The sequence below is a fragment of the Labrys sp. HAY1-8F genome (assembly GCF_056754975.1).
In genome coordinates this window covers 1,517,501-1,535,803 of record NZ_JBPGWZ010000001.1, presented here as the reverse complement: position 1 = coordinate 1,535,803, position 18,303 = coordinate 1,517,501, and the positions used below count along the sequence as shown (strand labels likewise).

The window sequence follows — 18,303 nt, the reverse complement described above, 5'->3', positions numbered from 1 at the left end:
CACGTCCTTACGGCCGGATGAACACGACGAGGCCGCCGGGAAGGGTAGTCATTCGGAAGCCGACGCTGGTCTGCAGCGACTGCAGCGCCGCGTCCGTGTCGGCCAGGCTGAAGCTGCCGGTGACGAGTTGGTCGCCCAGGCCCGCACCGGTGACGACGATCCTTCCCTGGCGATAACGCGCGATTTCCTCGATGACTTCGGACAGCCTGGCCCGGTAGAAGACATAGCGTCCCTTGCGCCAGGCCAGCGCATCCTTGAGATCGACCTGTTCGATCTCTCCAAGCCCTTGCCTGTCGAAACGAAGGCGCTGGCCCGGCGCGTCCAGCAGGGCTTCGCCGAGATGCTCGGCCTTGACGGCCACCTTGCCGCTCTCGAGCGTGACGACAGTGCCGTCGTCCCCGAGATTGACGTCGAACTGGGTGCCGATGTCCCTGATGTCGCCGTCCGGCACGCGCACGACGAAAGGAGCCTTGCCGGGCGCGACGTCGAAGGAAGCGGTGCCGCGCACGAGCTTCACCTGCCTTTCGGTCTTGTCGAAAGCTTCGTCGAGCGCACTGTCGGCGTCGAGAAGCACTTTCGAGCCATCGGACAGCGTGACGGTGCGCCGTTCGCCACGGCCGGTACTGTGATCGGCCATCAGTTTCTGCAGCAAATGGGGGTTCTGCAGCCAGAGGACGCCGCCCAGGCCGAGGGCCAGCACCAGGGTCGCCGCCGATAGCCGCCGGAAGTTGCGGTGCTGGCGCCAACTCCTGTCGACGGCGTGAAGATAGGGCGCGAGCGCTTCATTTTCGCGAGTGGCAAGTTGGCGAGCGGGCTGCTCGGCGGCGCTCCAGACTTGCTCCATTCTGCGAAGGGCGTCGGCATGAGCGGGATTGGCGCCAAGCCAGCTCTCGAATTCTGCCTGCTCGGCCCGCGACAACCCGCCGAGGCGTTGAACGAACCAGTCTCTGGCCTCCTGTTCGACATCCGCTGGGGAGGATTGGGGGGGCGCCATGATCTGTGGCCTCGAAAACCGCTTTTTCGTCTATGGCACCGTGCGATAGAGAATCGGCGCACTATAACCCGACTGCGCCGGGCGTGCCTGCCACACGATGCCCGCCGGCACGTTCGCCGGGGACGAGCGTCTTTGGGGGGATGGGTAGTCGGTGGCCTCAGGCTCCTTGCGCGGATGCGCCATCGGTTGCGGTGCATGCGGCGAGCGCCCGCGCCATGTGCTTTGCCACCGTGCGCTCCGATATGCCCAGGGTCGCGGCGATCTCCACGAAACTATGCCCGTGAATACGGTTCAGCAGGAAAATGTGCCGTGTCTGCCGGGGAAGCGCCGCGATCGTATCCTGAAGGGATTGCAGGTTCTGGCGGGCCGACAGGATTTCGAACGGCGTTGCGGGGGAGGCCGCATACTGGGTCGACAGCGTGTCCTCCTGCAGCCGCTCGCGCCTGGATTCCGACCTCAAATGATCGATAGCCGCATTCCGTGCGCAACGGGTCAGGAAGGCGGAAGCGTTGCCGGTCGTGTCGCTGGTGCGCTCCCAGATCCGCAGGAACATGTCCTGGATGAGATCGAGCGCCACATCCCGGCTCCTGACTTTGCGCCGGAGCGTCCGCTCCAGGCGAGGCCGCTCCGCGGCATAAAGAGTTTCGATGTCGTGGCTGCGGCTGTTCATGGGGCGAATTCTGTGGGCAGGCGGCGATGACCGGGCAAGTGGCCAAGCATTATCCAGAAAAGCAGCGCTACTCAATGAAAATGATTTATATCTATTCTAATTTGTACAAATTGTTAGAATGATATAAAGATAAGAATTAGTATTTATTAAGAAAATATCGAAAAATATAGTAATTTTACACCGTTTTCTGGTGCGAGCACGATGGCGGGCGCTCATCCCGCTGGTACTCGGCCATGTCGGCGTGCAGAAACACGCATTTAGACGGAAACGTTTGTTTGCTTTGGTTCGCCGTTCTGGCGCGTCCTTGCGATTTCCGTCGATTGCGGCAAATCGCAAGGACGCAAAGGCTGCTTCAGGCAAATTGCGCCCGGTGCAGCCGCCCATAGATTCCGGACTTGTCCAGCAGATCGCTATGGCGTCCCTGTTCGACGATGCCCCCGCCGTCCACGACGAGGATGCGATCGGCATTCTTGATCGTCGCCAGGCGATGCGCGATCACCAGGGTCGTGCGCCCCTTCGAAAGCTCGGCGAGAGCCTGCTGGATGGCGAGCTCCGTTTCGGTATCGAGCGCCGAGGTTGCCTCGTCGAGGATCAGGATCGGCGGGTTCTTCAGGAACATGCGGGCAATGGCGAGGCGCTGCTTCTGGCCACCCGACAGTTTGACGCCGCGTTCGCCGATGAGGGTGTCGAGGCCCTTGGGCAGCGCGGCGATCACGCCGTCGAGGCGGGCGCGGCGGGCTGCCTCGAGGATCTCGTCCTCGCCCGCTTCAAGGCGGCCATAGGCAATGTTCTCGCGGATGGTGCCCCCGAACAGGAAGACGTCCTGCTGCACGATGCCGATCTGGCTGCGCAGGGAGCGTAGCGTCAGGTCGCGGATGTCGATGCCGTCGATGGTGATGGTGCCCTGGGTGACATCGTAGAAGCGGGGCAGGAGCGAGCAGATCGTGGTCTTGCCGGCGCCCGACGGCCCGACGAAGGCCACCGTCTCGCCGGCCGCGATCGACAAATCGAGATGGGAGAGGATCTGCCGGTCGGGTGTGTAGCCGAAGCCGACCTTTTCGTAACGGATGGCGCCGGTGAGCAGCGGGGCCGGCCGGGCATCGGGGCGGTCGGTGATATCAGGCCGGGTGTCGAGAAAGTCGAGATAGCGGCGGAAGCCGGCAATGCCCTTGGGATAGGTCTCGATCACCGCATTGATCTTCTCGATGGGACGGAAGAACACGCCGATCATCAGGAGGAAGCCGACGAAGCCGCCATGGCTGAGCTGGCCGGTCAGCACGAAATAGCTGCCGGCGATCATCACGGCGAGCTGGGTGAGCCGCATGCTCAGATAGCTCAGTGAGTTGGAGGCGGCCATCAGCCAATAGGCCTGCAGCTTGGTGCGGCGATAATCGTGATTGTCGCGCGAGAACAGGGCCCGCTCGTGGTCCTCATTGGCGAAAGCCTGCACCACCCGGATGCCGCCGACATTTTCTTCGATGCGGGTGTTGAAGCTGCCCACGCTGTCGTAGAGAGCACCCCAGTTCTTGGTCATGCGGCCGCCGTAGCGCAGTGTCACCCAGGCCGTCACGGGCACGACCATGGCCGTGATGAGGGTGAGCTCGACATGCAGCGAGAACATCAGGAGGAAAGCGCCGGCCAGCGTCATCACCGCGATGAACAGGTCCTCCGGCCCGTGATGGGCGATCTCGCCGATCTCCTCGAGATCCTTGGTGAGCCGCGCGACGAGATGGCCGGTCTTGTTGTTGTCGAAGAACCCGAAGGACAGCTTCTGCAGATGGTCGAACGCCTTGCGCCGCAGCTCGGTCTCGATGTTGATGCCGAGCATGTGGCCCCAATAGGTCACGATCGCCATCAGGCCGGTATTGACGATGTAGACGGCCAGAAGGCCGACACAGGCCAGGGTGATCAGATGCCACTGGCCGGATGGCAGCAGCGTATCGATGAAGATCTTGATCGCGACGGGAAAGCCGAGTTCGAACAGGCCGGAAGCGATCGCGCAGGAAAAGTCCAGCAGGAACAGGCCGCGATAGGGCAAATAATAGGCGGCAAAGCGTTTCAGTAAGGCCATGGTGATCAAGCAACAACGAATGAATGGACGTCGAGAAGGCCGCCGGGGCTCTCCTCGCAAGGCAAGAACAGATCAAGCGGCCAGAGCAAAGTGCATTCCTAGCTGAACGTACTTTGCTCCGGCTCTTTGTTTCCAAGCCAATCCAACGGATTGGCCCGAGCGTCTTTGCAATTCTAGATGGTTCCGTCAAATCGCAAAATGCTTTGGCAGCATATACACCTCGTGCCAGGGAGGGGCCATCGCCACCGTTGGGATGTTCATCGCCTTCAACCCTTCAATGAGCCCTGCGCCCGAGCTGCCAGATCAGATAGGGCAGCCCGATCAGGGCCGCCACGATGCCGGTCGGCAATTCACGGGGCGCGATCACTGTGCGCGCCAGGGCATCGGCGACGACCATGACCAGCGCACCGATCAGCACTGAACCGAGGATTTGCGACCAGGCCCGGCGCAAGCCGAGCAGGCGCGCCATATGGGGCCCGGCCAGGCCGACGAAGGTGAGCGGACCCGTGGCCATGACCGCGACCGAAGTCAGCAGCGCGGCCATGCCCAGTATCGACAGCCGGCTGGTGTGGACCGGCAGTCCGAGAGCCCTGGCCGTGACGGGACCCATCGGCACGATGTCGAGCCATCGCGTCAGCGCCAGGGCGGCCGGCAGCAGCAGGGCGGCAAAGGCCGCTGTCGTCAGCACTTTGGGCCAATCGGCATAATAGGTCGATCCGGCCATCCAGGCGAGAACTTGCGGCGCACGGGGATCGCCCAGAGCGAGAAAGGCGACGATGATGACGTCGAGCAGCGCCGAGAGGGCGAGGCCGGTGAGCAGGACCTGGTCGGGGGCAAAGCCGCTGCGCCGGCCGACCATCAGCACCAGGAAGAGCGCGAGGAAGCCGCCGGCTGCACCGGCAGCCGTATGAGCCGCCAAGCCGGTCGTCTGGCCGAGCATCATCGCAAGGGCCATGCCGAAGGCAACGCCGGTACCGATTCCGAGAACCTCGGGCGCGGCCAGCGGATTGCCCGATATCCGCTGCAGCAGCAGGCCCGCGGTGGCGAGCATGGCGCCGGCCAGTGCGGCGATCGCGGCGCGCGGCGCCCGCCAGGGCTCGACCAGGGCGAAGTCGGCGGGCGAGATCAGCTGCCAACCGGCGCTGCCATGGCCGATCAGCAGGGCGCCGATCGCGGCAAGGACGAGCAGCACGGCAAGCAAGGGCAGGAGCCGGGTCCGATCGTGTGTGCCCGTAGCCAGGGAGCGTTGCGTGGAGGGCGGCTCGGTGCGGCGCAACCGAGGTAGAAGCCAGAGCAGCAGCGGTGCGCCCAGCAGGGCGGTCGCCGCGCCCGTGGGCAGGTCGATGATGCCTGCGGCTTCCAGCAATCCGACGATGGCGTCGACAGCCAGCACAAGCAGGGCGCCGGTCAACGGCGCCAGGATCAGCCGGGCGGTGAAACGGCGGGCCCCCGACAGGCGTGCGATCTGCGCTGCCGCCAGCCCGACGAAGCCGATCACCCCGACATGGGCCGTGATCACAGCCGTGAGCAGGGCGGCGATGAGGAGGCCGGCGCCGCGCACCAGGCTGAGCGGCACGCCCAGGGCACGGGCATTTTCCTCATCCAGGGCGAGCAGTTCGAAGGGGCGGGCCAACAGAGCGGCCAGGAGATAGAGCAGGCCGATGGCGGGCGCGAGCGCCGCCGGCGCCATCCAGTCCTGCTGCGCCAGCGAGCCGCCGCCCCACAGGAAGAGGATGGCGACATATTCCTGGTTGAGAAGGCGCAGCGCGATGGTGAGGGCGCCGCAGAACAAGCCCGCCACCAGGCCGGCCAGCACCAGGGCGACGGACGAGAAGTGGTTACGCGCCGCACAAACCATCACGAAGCCCAGGGCCAGCAGCGTGCCGGCCAGGGCGATCGTCGGGCGTCCGAGCACGAGCAGGCCGGGGGCCGCGACGAGGACGACGGTCAAGGCGAGCTGCGAACCGGCTTCCAGGCCCAGCGTGGTGGGCGAGGCCAGCGGATTGCGCAGGGTCTGTTGCAGCAGGAGGCCGGCCAGGCCGAGCCCCGCACCGGCCAGCAGCGCGGTGAGTGCGCGGGGCAGGGCGGAGAAATGAAAGACGAGCTGCTGCGGATCGTCGAGCCGGGGATGGAGCGTGGCGCCCCACCATTGCGGGGCCGGCAATTGCGTCGTCCAGCACCAGGCGGTCAGCATGACGGCCAGCAGCCCCAGGACCGCGTAGGCAAACAGGGGGCGGCGCGCGTCAGAACCGGGCATTGCCGCCATCCGCCGCGCTGTTTTTGCTGAAGGCATCGACCAGAAGATGGGCAAAGCGCTGCGCTGCCGTGAGATCGCCGAAGGGCCAGATCGCGGCGAGACGCTTTACGCGGCCCTGCCTTACCGCAGGCAGATTGCCCCACAGGCTGTCCGTATTGGGCGCGAGGCTTGCTTCGGAGGGCAATGGATCGACCACCACGATCTCGGCATCGGCAAAGGCGGCGAGCCTCTCCACGCCCACCAGGGCAAAGCCCCAGCCATTGGTCGGCGCGCTCCAGGCATTGGTGAGGCCGAGCCGTTGCAGCGCACCACCGAACAGGCTGGCGGGGCCGTAGACGCGCACGAAGCGCTTGTCGAGAAACTGGATGACGAGCAGGCGGGGCATGGCCGTACCCGTGAGACGTTGGCGCAGGCTCGCAAACTCGGTTTCGGCCTGCGTGATGACAGCCCGCCCCTGTGCCTCCCGCCCCACTATCTTGGCCAGCGCTTCGAGCTCGGCTTCGGCATGGCGAAGGGGATCGCCCGTTCCGGAGTAGACGGCCACCTCCCGGGTCGGTGCGATGCGTTGCAGCGAGGGGCGCGCGGCAGCGCCGAGCGGGCTAACGATGATGAGGTCCGGTTCGAGGGCTGCGATGGTCTCCAGGCTGGGTGTATCGCGAAGGCCGACATCCGGCGTTCCCCGCGGCAGAGCCGGTTCACCCACCCAGATGCGATAGAGATCGGCATCGCCCACGCCGATGGGATTGATGCCCAATGACCTCACCATGGCTGTCGCCGTCCAGTCCAGGACCACGAGGCGCTCGGGGCGTGAGGCAGATTGGGCCCGTGCAACTCCCCCGGCGAACACCAGGCTTGTGAGGATGACGACACCGAGGCGCAGGGCCGTCCGCTGAAAGGCGGCAAGCGATCTCACGGCGCCTCCGCGCGCAGAAGGAACTGATGTATCGGCGAACCGTGATCGGACGAGAGCGTCCATCGCAATGAAAGGAACTCAATTTTGATCGCGGTGGCTTATGGCATCTGAAGTATATCCATTGCAACAAAGAACATTCCATCATTTGTGCAGTTTAGAATTTTTATAATTTGTACAATCAATAACAAGTATAAATGAATATATATCTGAGTAATGCTATTATAAGTTTGTTTACATGGCAAAGTCCGTTGGTCTAAACGTCTGCGCAATGGCGTTGCGGGCGGTTGACGCTGCGCGATATTATTTTTCATGGGATGGCAGAGGTGATGAACCGGCGGGTTGGAGTTTGCGTCAGGCTGTCCATGGGGACGGCATCGGGCCTGTTGATGCTGGCCGCGGCGACGGCCGCGTGGGCACAGGTGGGGAGCAATGGTGGAACGATCGCGCTCGATCCCGTCGTCGTCAGCGGCGGAACCGGCACGGGGCCGGTGACGGGCTATGTCGCGAAGAAGACCACGGCCGGCTCCAAGACCGACACGCCGATCGAAAAGATTCCGCAATCGGTGACCGTGATCGGCCGCGACCAGCTGGAGGCCCGGCAGCCCCAGAAGCTCGATGAGGTCTTCTACTACACCCCCGGCGTGACTGGCGCGCCCTATGGCTACGACCCCCGCACCAACTGGGTGTTCATCCGCGGTTTCGACGCCAGCCAGACCGGCATCTTCCTCGACGGCCTACCGCTCTACCAATATGCCTTTGGCAGTTTTTATGTCGACCCTTACGCTCTGGAGCGTGTGGAAGTGCTGCGTGGCCCTTCCTCGACGCTCTATGGCGGGGGCAATCTCGGCGGTATTCTCAACCTTGTCTCCAAGCGGCCGACCGATGAGCCGCTGCACCGGATCGAGGCGGGCATCAACAGCTGGGGCCAGGCCAGCACGGGCTTCGATTTCGGCGGCAAGATCGACGAGGCCGGCGTGTGGACCTATCGCCTGACGGGCCGGATCGCGGGCGGGCGTTATGAAACCGACAAGGCCAAGGGATTCCAGGGCTTCATCGCCCCGGCCCTGACCTACAAGCCCAATGATGCGACCAGCCTCACACTGCTGGCCAACTACACCAATATGGATCTCGACCATACGGGCGGCTTCCTGCCCTATTACGGCACGGTGAAGCCGACGCGCTTCGGGCGCATCCCTCGCGATTTCTACTCCGCCGAACCCTCGGACGACCTGTATCGTCGTTCGCAGGCGATGATCGGTTACGAGTTCAAGCACGATTTCAACGATGCGTGGACCTTTAGCCAGAACGTGCGCTACGCCTATCTCGATACGCGCGAGCGCTATGCCTACCCCTATGGCTACTACAATCCCGATGCCGACTATGGCGGGGGAAACCCGCTTCCGCTGACCCCCGGCAATGAGCTTTACCGCACCGGCTTTGCGCACCACACCACGGTCAACACCTTCTCGGCCGACAATCAGCTCGAAGGCCGGTTCGATACCGGGCCGCTGGCGCATGATCTGCTGTTTGGCCTCGATTACAAATACTATGCCATCAACCAGATGCAGGGATTGTTCAACGCCACGCCCATCAGTCCCACCGATCCGGTCTATGGCACGCCGCAGGGCGGGGTCGTCACGCCCTATCTGCGCCAGAAATACACCATGCATCAGCTTGGCGCCTATTTGCAGGACCAGATCAGTTTCGCCGACAATTGGCTGCTGACCCTGAACGGGCGCTATGACCGAGTCTGGACTGATAGTACCGCCTCGGTCGGCAACGCCAATTTCAATGGCGTCGAGGGTGCCTTCAGCGGCCGCGCCGGCCTTTCCTACGCCTTCGCCAACGGCATCACGCCCTATGTCTCGGTTGCCCGCGGCTTCAATCCGGTGATCGGATCCAATTTTGCGGGCAGTCCGTTCAAGGCGGAGACCGGCGTCCAATATGAAGCCGGCGTGAAATATCGACCGACCTTCTTCGACGGCCTGATCACCGCGGCTTATTACGACCTCACCAAGCAGAATGTGGTGACGCCGGATACGGCGCATCCCTTCTTCAGCAACCAGCTCGGCGAGGTGCGCTCGCGCGGCGTCGAAGTCGAGGTGCAGGCCAACGTCACCGATGCCCTCAAGATGACGGCTGCCTTCAGCGCCTCGCAGATTCGCATCGAGAAGGACACGGATGCAACCGTGGTCGGAAAACGGCCGAACGTGGTGCCGGAAACCACTGCCTCGCTGTGGGCCGACTACACCTTCCAGGAGGGGCTGCTGCAGAATCTCGGCTTGCAGGGCGGCATTCGCTATATCGGCTCCTCCTATGCCGACAACCAGAACCTCTACAAGGTGCCGGCCGTCACCCTCGTCGATCTCGGCATGCACTACAAATACAAGGCATGGGACTTTGCCCTGAACGTGAACAACGTCTTCGACAAGCGTTACGTCGCGGGCTGCTCCGGCATCTATAGCTGCAACTACGGCGCGGGCCGCGTCGCAACTCTGAAGGCCAGCTACACATGGTAGATTTTCGCCGCAACGGGCCGCTGATGGCCATGGTTTCGCTTGCCCTGATGGCGCCGGTTCGGGCCTTCGCCCAGGATGCTCAGCCGGCGCCGGCGCCCCCGCCGGCCGGCGATCCAGTCGCCGCCGCGGCCAGCATCCTGCCGCATGACCTGTCGCCCTGGGGCATGTTCATGCAGGCCGATATCGTGGTGAAAGGCGTGATGATCGGGCTTGCCTTCGCCTCGCTGGTGACCTGGACGATCTGGCTGGCCAAGGGCATCGAGCTGCTCGCGGCCAAGCGCCGGGCGCAGGCGGCGGCGCGCCTGCTCGAGAGCGCCGAGAGCCTCGCCTCCGCCTCCCAGTCCATCGGCGCCCGTCAGTCCGGGAAGGGCGCTGTCGCCGACCTCGTGACGGCTGCCAACCGTGAATTGCAGCGCTCGGACGACCTGCCGGCCGAAGGCATCAAGGAGCGCCTGGCGATCGCACTCGCCCGCATCGAGGCGCGTGCCGGCCGCTCGATGACGCGCGGCACCGGCCTGCTCGCCACCATCGGTGCCACGGCCCCCTTCGTCGGCCTGTTTGGCACGGTCTGGGGCATCATGAACTCCTTCATCGGCATCTCGCAATCGCGCACCACCAATCTGGCGGTGGTGGCCCCCGGTATCGCCGAGGCCCTGCTCGCCACCGCCATCGGCCTCGTCGCCGCCATCCCGGCCGTGATCATCTACAACGTCTTCGCCCGCGCCATTGCCGGCTATCGAGCCCTCCTCTCGGATGCGTCGGGCGAGGTGCTTCAGCATGTCTCGCGCGATCTCGAGCGGCAAGAACGGGATGGTTCTGCCGCTCCGGTCCGTACGCTGGCACCCGCGCGCACGCAGACGGTAGGCTGACGGCATGGGCGTCTCCCTCAAGGATCCGCAGGACGGCGACCTGTCGGAAGTCTCCGACATCAACGTCACGCCCTTCATTGACGTCATCCTGGTGCTGCTGATCATCTTCATGGTGGCGGCGCCGCTTTCCACCGTCGACGTCGCCGTCGACCTGCCCGTCTCCAACGCCAAGGTGCAGCCGCGCCCGGACAAGCCGGTCTTCCTCACCGTGAAGAAGGATCTGAGCCTGGCACTCGGTGAAAACAGTGTGCCGCGCGAGCAGATTCAGCCCGCCATCGACCAGCTCACAGGGGCGGACCGCGAGCAGCGTGTCTTCCTGCGCGCCGACGGGGGTGTCGCCTATCGCGACATCATGGGCGTGTTGAATCTCCTGCGCAATGTCGGCTATCTCAAGATCGCCCTGGTCGGTCTCGAAGATACCGGCCAGGCCACGAATACGGTCGCCGTGCCCCCACAATGAACGAGCAGGCGCGTTTCACCAGGTTGGCCAGCAAGGCCTTGTCCCTGCCCAACGTCGCCTTGTGGACGGCAGCGGCGGCCGTGATGCTGCTCGTGCATGGCGCTGGCATCTGGGTGGCCCGCGACTGGCACCCGATCGGGCCGCCTCCCGCCGGCAATCCCGAGCCGGCCATCGAGTTCGATCTGGCCCCGCCCACCACCTTGCCTGAAGCGCCACCCCAGGAGACATTGGCCGAGGCCCAGCCCGAGCCAACGCAGGAGACGCAGACGGAGACGGTCCAGCCGGTCGAACCTGAGCCGGCGCAGCCTCAAACGCAGCAGGTCGAGCCCACGCCGGTGGAACCTCAGCAAGTGCCAGAACAGGCTCCTCCCGAGCCCGAGCCAACGCCCCCGGAACCGATCGAACCCATCACGCCGCCGGAGCCTGTACCGGAGGTGGTGCCCGATCTGCCTTCGAAGGATAAGGCGGAGGTGATCTTGCCGGCCGCGCCCAAGCCACAGCCCAAGCCGAAGAAAGAGAAGAAGCTCGCGCCCCGCAAGGAGCCAGAACGGCAGCGTCCGGTCGTGCAGCCCAGGCCTTCCGTCGTCGCGCCGCGTCAGCAGGCGGTTCAGGCTACGGCCCCGCGCCAACAGGGTTCGGCAATGGGCGACGAGCTCGCCGCCTGGAGGCGCGCCGTGAACGCTAAAATTGGACGAATTGCGAATTCGATGGGGAGCAGCAAAAGAGGCACGGTTGGTGTGAGTTTCTCCGTCAGCGCCAGCGGTCAGGCGTCTTCGGGTCGGGTGATCAAATCGAGTGGAGATCCTGTCCTCGATGCCAAGGCAATTAGCGCTATTGCCAGGCTAGGCACGGTGGGGCCTCCACCCGGTGGCTCGAGACCTGTGAATGTAGCCATTATTTTCAAGTGATGATGCCGATGCATATGACCGTTTCCCGTGACACTATGCCCGCTCCGATACCGGCTCCTGCCAACGCGGATCTATTCGCGCTCGAAGACGTCAGCTTCGCCATTCCGGGGCGAGTCCTGCTGCAGCCCCTGACCCTGTCGCTGGCACCGGGCCGGGTGATCGGGCTGGTCGGCCATAACGGCTCGGGCAAGTCGACTTTGGTCAAGATTCTGGCGCGCCAGCAGGCGCCGACCTCGGGTTCCGTGCGGTTTGGCGGGACACCGCTCTCCGACTGGGGCGAGCGGGCCTTTGCGCGCCAGGTCGCCTATCTGCCGCAGCATATTCCGCCGGCGACCAGCCTGCTGTCCAAGGAACTCGTCGCCCTCGGGCGCTATCCCTGGCACGGACCGTTCGGGCGCTTCGGCAAGACCGACTCCGAGAAGGTCGCCGAGGCCATGAAGCTGGCCGATGTCGGCCCCTTCGCCGACCGCCTCGTCGATACCCTGTCGGGGGGTGAGCGCCAGCGCGTCTGGCTGTCCATGCTGATGGCGCAGGATACGCGCTGCCTCCTGCTCGACGAGCCGATCTCGGCGCTGGACATCGCCCATCAGGTCGATGTGCTGGCCCTGGTCCAGCGCCTGTCGCGGGAGCGTGGCATCGGCGTCATCGTGGTGCTGCACGACGTCAACATGGCCGCGCGCTATTGCGACGAGCTGGTCGCGCTGCATGGCGGCCGCCTGATCGCCCGCGGCACGCCTGCCGAGATCATGACGCCCGCCTGCCTCAAGTCCATCTATGGCATCGAGATGGGCGTGATACCCCATCCCGAGAGCGGGGGGCCGGTGAGCTTCGTGCTGTAACGGCCGATGGCAGCGGACGTCAGGCTGCGGCCTTGGCCATGCGAGCCTCGAACACGAAGCCGAGGAAATTCAGCAGGATCTGTGCCGCCAGGATCGCGGTGCCCCCGGTATGGTCGTAATCGGGTGCGACTTCGACCAGGTCCATCCCCACCACCTCGTTGCGGCGCGCCAGCGCCTGCAGCATTTCCAGCACCTCGTAATAGAGGAAGCCGCCATGCGAAGGCGTGCCGGTTCCCGGGGCGATGGAGGGGCAGAAGCCGTCAATGTCGAGGGTGACATAGACGCGCGCGCCCGCCGGGATCCGATCGATCACGCCCTTGGCGCCGAGTGCACGCATCTGGCGCACCGACAAGATGTCCGAGCCCATGCGGCGGGCGTCGTCATAGCCCTCCTTGGCGGTGGAAGAGACGTTGCGGATGCCGACCTGGGTGAGGCCGCTGACATAGGCCTTCTCGGCGGCACGGCGCATGGGATTGCCATGGCCGTAGCGCACGCCGTGGCGCTCGTCGACGAAGTCGAGATGGGCGTCGATCTGGAGAATGTGGATGTCGCCGCGACCCGCGAAGGCGTCGATGCAGGGAATGTTGACGGAGTGGTCGCCGCCGATCACCACCGGAAGTGCTCCCGCATCGAGGATAGCGCCGACGCCAGCCTTGATGTTGGCATGGCTCCTTTGCGTGTCGGTGTGAACGATATCGGCATCGCCGATATCGACCATCCTTACCGAGGCGGGCAGATAAATGCGGTCGTCCTCGTGGTCATAGGCACCGGCATGGCCGAAGCTGAACAGCGTGGAGGCTTCGCGCACCGCTCGGGGCCCGAAGCGCGCACCGGCACGGAACTGGGTGCCGAAGTCGAAGGGGGCGCCGAGAATGGCGACGTCGGCGTCGATGTGGCGCCAATCGGCGATATAGGGGCGTTTTGCGAAGGTGGAGATGCCGACGAAGGGCAGGTTCAGCCGCCCGGCTTCGTAGGAGTGTTCGCTCATTATCGATCCTTGCAGTTTTCAGGGGAAGGGATGGGCTGCGCCGCGCTGCCTCTAATCGTCCTTGAGGGTGGAGCCGGCGCGGCCGGCCGTCGTCATGGCGATGGCGGCGAGGGTCACCAAGGCGGCGGCCACCAGGAACCAGGCCGGCGCGAGCTTGCTGCCGCTCGCCCCGATCAGCCAGGTGGCGATCAGGGGAGCGGTGCCGCCGAACAGGGCGTTCGCCGCGTTGAAGCTGAGGGCGAAGCCCGAATAGCGCACGCGTGTGGGGAACAATTCGCACAACAGGGTCGGCAGCGTGCCGCCATTCATGGCGAGCAGCGCGCCGAACAGGGACCAGATGCCCAGGATGGCCAGGAAGCCGCCGCTGCCAAGGCCGGTGAAGGCGACGGATGACAGCACCATGAACAGCGGCACGGTGAGGACGGCGAAGAGCAGCGAGCAGGCGATCAGGACCGCCTTGCGGCCGAGGCGATCCGACAGGGCGCCCATCACGAAGATCGAGGTGAGATAGACCGTCAGCGCGATGGTCGAGCCCAGGAAGGCAGCGGTTTCGCTGATGCCGAGCTCGGTCGCCAGATAGGTCGGCATGTAGCTGAGCACGAGATAGAAGCCGACGGCGTTGAGCAGCGTGCCGCCGAAGGCGATCAGCACCTGGCGGCGGTGCTTGCCGAGGAGCTCGAGCACCGGTGCCGGCGGCACGTGATGGGCGGCCTCCAGGGACTTGAAGTGTCGCGTCTCCTCGAGCCGGCGGCGGATGAAGACGCCGACATAGCCGAAGGGCAGGGCCAAAAGAAAGGGCAGGCGCCAGCCCCATTCCTGCAATTGCTCGGTGGTCAGCAGCGCGTGGAGCAGGGCGACGAAGAGGGAGGCGGCAAGTAGGCCCGCTGCCTCGCCGGCCGGCACCAGGCAGGTATAGATGCCGCGCTTGCGGTCCGGCGCGTGCTCGGCGAGAAACGAGGCGGCTCCGGCATATTCGCCCGAGGCAGCAAAGCCCTGCACGAGGCGGGTGAGCAGGAGCAGCACCGGTGCGGCCAGGCCGGCCGTCTGGTAGGACGGCAGAAAGGCGATGACGAAGGTGGCTGACGACATGATGAAGATCGACAGCGTCAGGGTCGATTTACGGCCGAACTTGTCGCCGAAATGGCCCCAGATCACACCGCCGATCGGGCGGACGATGAAGGACAGGGCGAAGACGCCATAGGTGGCCATCAGGGCGCTGCGCGTATCGGTGGCCGGGAAGAACACCACGGCGATCACCGTCGCCAGGAAGCCGTAGACCGCGTAGTCGAACCATTCGACGAAGGTGCCGATGAAGCTGGCAAAGGCGGCGCGGCGCAGGATTGTGTTCGATGCGGCCGGCTGCTGGCCGGCCTCCAATATGGCCGACGGCGTGGCGGCCGGGTGCGGATTGCTCATGCGGACGTTTCCCCTCTTGGATGAATCTCGATCATCAAGCTGTCGTCCTGGCCGGTGTCGGTGTTGCTGCCTTCTGCGGGCGTGATGGCGGCCGGACGATTGGCCCGGGACCATGCCGTAATCGGAAGCATTCGTATTTCGAAACTTTCCAATTCTTACATCGGAAAATTTGATGTAATTTGCCGTTGTCGTACATTGGCCAGCGTGTGGGGACGATGCGGATCAGCGATTACATGGTGCGGAACCTGCGCACCTTTTGCGCGGTGGTGGAGCATGGCGGCTTTGGCGGGGCCCAGGCCGTTCTAGGCGCGGGCCAGTCGGTGATCTCCACCCATCTCAAGGATCTCGAACTCGCTTTGGGCTTTACGCTGTGCCAGCGTGGGCGCGGCGGCTTCTCGCTGACTCCGAAGGGCGAGGCGGTCTATCATGAAGCCAAGCGTATGCTGGGGTCGCTCGAGACCTGCGAGGCCAATCTCGGCGTGCTGCGCAAGATCCTCACCGGCCATTTGCGGGTTGGTATTGTCGACAGCGAGGCCGATAATCCCGATCTGCCGGTGCATCGGGCGGTGCAGCGTTTTTTCGAGCGCGAGCAGCAGGTTCGGCTGAGCCTGGAGGTTGGCACGCCCGAGGCGCTGAGCAAGGGGCTGCAGAACGGGGACATCCATGTCGCCATCGGCCCCTTTCCAAACCGCCAGGCCAATATCGATTACGCGCCTGTCTATGTGGAGGAACACGCCCTCTATTGCGGACACACCCATCCGCTCTTTGCCGGCGATGCGGCCGAAATCACGCCCGCCGTGATCGCCCGCCACCCGATGACCGTCCGCCCCTATCTGCATCGCGCCGAACTTGCCGCCCTGCAGGATCCCCTGATCACGGCCTCGGTCTCGAACATGGAGGCGCAGGCCGTGCTGATCCGCAGCGGCTGCTTCCTCGGTTTCCTGCCGGTTCATTTCGCCCGCAAATGGGTCGAACGGGACGAGATGCGGGCTCTCGACGGGCCCGGCCTGGTCTGGCGATCGCAATTTTATATCGCTTTGCGCGTGCAGCCCGAACCGACCGAAGTGGCACGTCAGTTTACGCGCGATCTTGCGGCGACCTTGGGATCCTCCGAGGCGGGATAAGAGCTCAGATAACGTTTTTCCATCAAATGAGTAACGGCACCGATAGTCGATCGTGCCGCAGGGAAAGTTGATCGATTTTGCGGCGATTGAAATGTCAGAAATCAGATTGACGGGAGCCATCGACAAACGCCGATCAGGGTTAAAATAGACCTACGCAATACGCTCGCCATGATTGCGACCGAATCATTACTTAGCGGTAATCTGGCAAACGGAGACCGATCTATGAACAAAATTCTGATCACAGTTTTGGCGGGCGCCGTCGCTATGTCGGTGGCTGGATGTGCGTCGGACAATCCCGGCGACCGGGCGGTCGGTGGCGGCGTGCTGGGCGGCGTGGCCGGTGCGGCCATTGGCGCCGGTGTCTCGAAGAACAAGGGGCGCGGTGCCCTCATTGGCGGCGCCATCGGCGCGGCGGGTGGCGCTGCCGTCGGCGCGGCCACCACCCCGAGTCGTGAGCCCGAGCCGGGTTATGACGGCTATGGCGGCGGTCAGCGCCAATGCGCCCAGGTCGGCTATGATTCCTACGGCAACCGGGTTTGCACAGCCTATTACTGAGAAAGCCCATGAGGGGGATGGGGATGTCCCATCCGCAAAATAGTGGCCGGCCCTTTTGGCCGGCTCGCCCTCTGATCTGGCACCGGGATCTGCTTCCCGCGATGAGATCTGCCGCGCGGGCCAGGGTTTCGGCGTCACAAACGATGCCCTGTCAGCTTCATTTCGTCCTCCCGGCATGTCCCGAAAGGGCCCCAAACCAGGGCCTGGGCCGGTCTGTCTGCCTGCCGATCCTTGTTTTCGCCCATATCCGGTTTCACATCATTGGCGACAGGGCGGTGGGCCCCCGTGGAACACTTTCCGGTGATCGACGGCATAAGTCAGTACAGGGTCGAGACTTGCTTGGTCATCGGAAAGCCGAAAAGGCCCTTTAGCGCATAGACCCGGTCGTCGATAAGCGTTGGCCCGATCATGATCGAGGGGCCTTCGCATCAATTGCAGAAGGAACAGGGGTCGCTTCGTGAATTGAAGCGGATATGGTGCTGGATGAAGGATGGATGGGTGCCCGGTGCACAAGGCGAACAAGGGAATGGCAACCCCGAAAAAGGGGAAAGCTCTTCCGGCAGGGCGTGGCCTTGTTTTGATGGGCAGACATTCGATCGGATGCGCCGGCATGAGATTGCTTTTGAGCAGTGGCGAGATCAGGCACGGGAGCGGTCGCGCGGGATGGTTGACAGCTTGAGGGCTGTTCGCCGACAACTGCGGGCGAAACTTGCCGTTTTGCGAAAGTCTTGTTTCGCGGTGGCAAATCAGGCGGACGGGCACCAGCATTTGACCGCCTTCCTCCAGGCCCGGCTGGAAAAGGATCACGCCATGTCCGCCATCACGAATCTTCCGGGCTGACGGCATGCGAGGTGTCATTGGAGCGATCGCATTGTCGGCCATGATGCATTCAGGCATGGCTCTGGCCCAGGAAGTGAGACGCTCGGCCGTCGGCTATATGGACGTGACCTGCGACCGATGGACGGCGAGCGCCAATTCGACCCAAGGCACAGCCTATGCGGCCTGGGTCGCCGGTTTCTTGAGCGGGGCGAATCTGGCCGAGCGGGCGGAGGATTGGCTGATCGACGAGGACGGCACCTCGATCCGCCGCTGGATCGGTGAATATTGCAAGGCCCATCCTGTGGAGACGCTCGGGGCCGCCGCGGTGATGCTGCGCCAGGCGCTTCAGCAGCGCGCGCGGTGACGGCGGGGCCGGGTGCCTCGCGGCGGCCTGCTTCGGCCCAGCTGATCCATTGCATCGGAAAACTCTAATTTGCCGCCGCTGCGGGCTCCCCGAAACTGAGCGACGATGTTCCAGGGCAAAGCGCCTTGGGAGGCATCGCGGCCCTCGCATCCGCCGGGTGGTGTGATCGCGGCCAACTGGAGCAAAGCGCGTTCATGGCTGAACGCTCGTTTGCTTCAGCTCTCTGTTTCGACGCGTCTTTGCGATTCTCGCCGCCTCCGTCAAATCGCAAAACGCTTTTGGGGAATTTCATGCGCGATCCACGCTACGACATTCTGTTTGAGCCGATGAAGATCGGCCCGGTGACGGCCAAGAATCGGTTCTACCAGGTTCCCCATTGCAATGGCGGCGGCTATCGCGATCCGTCCGCTGCCGCCGAAATGCGGCGGATCAAGTCGGAAGGAGGCTGGGGCGTCATCTTCACCGAGCAGACCGAGATGCATCACACCTCGGAGATCACCCCTTTCATCGAATTGCGTCTGTGGGACGACGCCGATA

Annotated in this window: 17 protein-coding genes (1 of these 17 running past the window's edge); 10 read left to right on the top strand and 7 right to left on the bottom strand. The window is 64.1% G+C overall.

What is annotated here, in order from left to right; genetic code table 11:
• Positions 1 to 7: 7 nt before the first annotated feature.
• From ACR9ZN_RS07050 to ACR9ZN_RS07030, 5 genes are all read right to left on the bottom strand, one after another.
• Positions 8 to 994: a FecR family protein gene (locus tag ACR9ZN_RS07050; protein ID WP_481271757.1), complete on the bottom strand. Its 987-nt coding sequence runs from the start codon at positions 992 to 994 to the stop codon at positions 8 to 10.
• A gap of 157 nt (positions 995 to 1,151) precedes the next feature.
• Positions 1,152 to 1,664, bottom strand: coding sequence for an RNA polymerase sigma factor (locus ACR9ZN_RS07045; RefSeq protein WP_454817125.1), 513 nt, complete (start codon positions 1,662 to 1,664; stop codon positions 1,152 to 1,154).
• 352 nt (positions 1,665 to 2,016) lie between these two features.
• Positions 2,017 to 3,735, bottom strand: coding sequence for an ABC transporter ATP-binding protein (locus tag ACR9ZN_RS07040; protein ID WP_481271756.1), 1,719 nt, complete (start codon positions 3,733 to 3,735; stop codon positions 2,017 to 2,019).
• A 274-nt stretch (positions 3,736 to 4,009) separates the two neighbouring features.
• On the bottom strand, positions 4,010 to 5,992 hold the full coding sequence (gene fhuB, locus ACR9ZN_RS07035) for a Fe(3+)-hydroxamate ABC transporter permease FhuB (protein ID WP_454817128.1): 1,983 nt from the start codon (positions 5,990 to 5,992) through the stop codon (positions 4,010 to 4,012).
• Positions 5,979 to 6,905: an ABC transporter substrate-binding protein gene (locus ACR9ZN_RS07030; protein WP_454817130.1), complete on the bottom strand. Its 927-nt coding sequence runs from the start codon at positions 6,903 to 6,905 to the stop codon at positions 5,979 to 5,981. The genes fhuB and ACR9ZN_RS07030 overlap by 14 nt, the downstream gene beginning before the upstream one ends.
• 314 nt (positions 6,906 to 7,219) lie before the next feature.
• Between ACR9ZN_RS07030 and ACR9ZN_RS07025 the strand changes: the two genes are divergently transcribed.
• The 5 genes from ACR9ZN_RS07025 to ACR9ZN_RS07005 are packed head-to-tail and all read left to right on the top strand — an operon-like array spanning position 7,220 to position 12,500.
• Positions 7,220 to 9,424 carry a TonB-dependent siderophore receptor gene (locus tag ACR9ZN_RS07025; protein ID WP_481271755.1) on the top strand — a complete coding sequence of 735 codons (2,205 nt, stop codon included), beginning with the start codon at positions 7,220 to 7,222 and terminating at the stop codon, positions 9,422 to 9,424.
• Positions 9,418 to 10,293, top strand: coding sequence for a tonB-system energizer ExbB (gene exbB, locus ACR9ZN_RS07020; protein WP_481271754.1), 876 nt, complete (start codon positions 9,418 to 9,420; stop codon positions 10,291 to 10,293). Before ACR9ZN_RS07025 ends, exbB begins: the two co-directional genes overlap by 7 nt.
• A 4-nt stretch (positions 10,294 to 10,297) precedes the next feature.
• Complete coding sequence (exbD, locus tag ACR9ZN_RS07015) at positions 10,298 to 10,753, top strand: TonB system transport protein ExbD (protein WP_481271753.1); 456 nt, start codon at positions 10,298 to 10,300, stop codon at positions 10,751 to 10,753.
• The gene (locus ACR9ZN_RS07010) at positions 10,750 to 11,661 is read left to right on the top strand and encodes an energy transducer TonB family protein (protein ID WP_481271752.1); all 912 of its coding nucleotides are present in this window, start codon (positions 10,750 to 10,752) and stop codon (positions 11,659 to 11,661) included. Before exbD ends, ACR9ZN_RS07010 begins: the two co-directional genes overlap by 4 nt.
• A gap of 14 nt (positions 11,662 to 11,675) precedes the next feature.
• On the top strand, positions 11,676 to 12,500 hold the full coding sequence (locus ACR9ZN_RS07005; protein WP_481271751.1) for an ATP-binding cassette domain-containing protein: 825 nt from the start codon (positions 11,676 to 11,678) through the stop codon (positions 12,498 to 12,500).
• A gap of 19 nt (positions 12,501 to 12,519) precedes the next feature.
• Here ACR9ZN_RS07005 and speB read toward each other — a convergent pair whose 3' ends face one another.
• Together speB and ACR9ZN_RS06995 are read right to left on the bottom strand one after the other, a co-directional pair.
• Positions 12,520 to 13,488, bottom strand: coding sequence for an agmatinase (speB, locus tag ACR9ZN_RS07000; RefSeq protein ID WP_481271750.1), 969 nt, complete (start codon positions 13,486 to 13,488; stop codon positions 12,520 to 12,522).
• Positions 13,489 to 13,539: 51 nt separating this feature from the next.
• A complete protein-coding gene (locus tag ACR9ZN_RS06995) occupies positions 13,540 to 14,904 on the bottom strand; it encodes an MFS transporter (protein WP_481271749.1) in 1,365 nt (454 codons plus the stop codon).
• A gap of 215 nt (positions 14,905 to 15,119) precedes the next feature.
• Between ACR9ZN_RS06995 and ACR9ZN_RS06990 the strand changes: the two genes are divergently transcribed.
• The 5 genes from ACR9ZN_RS06990 to ACR9ZN_RS06970 all read left to right on the top strand — a co-directional run.
• Positions 15,120 to 16,028: a LysR family transcriptional regulator gene (locus ACR9ZN_RS06990; protein ID WP_441771694.1), complete on the top strand. Its 909-nt coding sequence runs from the start codon at positions 15,120 to 15,122 to the stop codon at positions 16,026 to 16,028.
• Positions 16,029 to 16,250: 222 nt separating this feature from the next.
• Positions 16,251 to 16,583: a hypothetical protein gene (locus ACR9ZN_RS06985; RefSeq protein ID WP_434960101.1), complete on the top strand. Its 333-nt coding sequence runs from the start codon at positions 16,251 to 16,253 to the stop codon at positions 16,581 to 16,583.
• A 408-nt stretch (positions 16,584 to 16,991) separates the two neighbouring features.
• Positions 16,992 to 17,423, top strand: coding sequence for a hypothetical protein (locus ACR9ZN_RS06980; RefSeq protein ID WP_481271748.1), 432 nt, complete (start codon positions 16,992 to 16,994; stop codon positions 17,421 to 17,423).
• A gap of 4 nt (positions 17,424 to 17,427) precedes the next feature.
• The gene (locus ACR9ZN_RS06975; protein WP_434960103.1) at positions 17,428 to 17,766 is read left to right on the top strand and encodes an HdeA/HdeB family chaperone; all 339 of its coding nucleotides are present in this window, start codon (positions 17,428 to 17,430) and stop codon (positions 17,764 to 17,766) included.
• Positions 17,767 to 18,056: 290 nt separating this feature from the next.
• Positions 18,057 to 18,303, top strand: the 5' portion of a protein-coding gene (locus tag ACR9ZN_RS06970; protein WP_481271747.1) for an oxidoreductase. The gene runs 1,823 nt beyond the window's last position; only the first 247 of its 2,070 coding nucleotides appear in the window; its start codon is at positions 18,057 to 18,059; its stop codon lies off the right edge, out of view.

Bases quoted from the DNA above. Each gene is read 5' to 3' on its own strand.
- ACR9ZN_RS07050 (WP_481271757.1), bottom strand. From the start codon at position 994: ATGGCGCCCCCCCAATCCTCCCCAGCGGATGTCGAACAGGAGGCCAGA.
- ACR9ZN_RS07045 (WP_454817125.1), bottom strand. From the start codon at position 1,664: ATGAACAGCCGCAGCCACGACATCGAAACTCTTTATGCCGCGGAGCGG.
- ACR9ZN_RS07040 (WP_481271756.1), bottom strand. From the start codon at position 3,735: ATGGCCTTACTGAAACGCTTTGCCGCCTATTATTTGCCCTATCGCGGC.
- fhuB (WP_454817128.1), bottom strand. From the start codon at position 5,992: ATGCCCGGTTCTGACGCGCGCCGCCCCCTGTTTGCCTACGCGGTCCTG.
- ACR9ZN_RS07025 (WP_481271755.1), top strand. From the start codon at position 7,220: ATGGCAGAGGTGATGAACCGGCGGGTTGGAGTTTGCGTCAGGCTGTCC.
- exbB (WP_481271754.1), top strand. From the start codon at position 9,418: ATGGTAGATTTTCGCCGCAACGGGCCGCTGATGGCCATGGTTTCGCTT.
- exbD (WP_481271753.1), top strand. From the start codon at position 10,298: ATGGGCGTCTCCCTCAAGGATCCGCAGGACGGCGACCTGTCGGAAGTC.
- ACR9ZN_RS07010 (WP_481271752.1), top strand. From the start codon at position 10,750: ATGAACGAGCAGGCGCGTTTCACCAGGTTGGCCAGCAAGGCCTTGTCC.
- ACR9ZN_RS07005 (WP_481271751.1), top strand. From the start codon at position 11,676: ATGACCGTTTCCCGTGACACTATGCCCGCTCCGATACCGGCTCCTGCC.
- speB (WP_481271750.1), bottom strand. From the start codon at position 13,488: ATGAGCGAACACTCCTACGAAGCCGGGCGGCTGAACCTGCCCTTCGTC.
- ACR9ZN_RS06995 (WP_481271749.1), bottom strand. From the start codon at position 14,904: ATGAGCAATCCGCACCCGGCCGCCACGCCGTCGGCCATATTGGAGGCC.
- ACR9ZN_RS06990 (WP_441771694.1), top strand. From the start codon at position 15,120: ATGCGGATCAGCGATTACATGGTGCGGAACCTGCGCACCTTTTGCGCG.
- ACR9ZN_RS06985 (WP_434960101.1), top strand. From the start codon at position 16,251: ATGAACAAAATTCTGATCACAGTTTTGGCGGGCGCCGTCGCTATGTCG.
- ACR9ZN_RS06980 (WP_481271748.1), top strand. From the start codon at position 16,992: ATGATCGAGGGGCCTTCGCATCAATTGCAGAAGGAACAGGGGTCGCTT.
- ACR9ZN_RS06975 (WP_434960103.1), top strand. From the start codon at position 17,428: ATGCGAGGTGTCATTGGAGCGATCGCATTGTCGGCCATGATGCATTCA.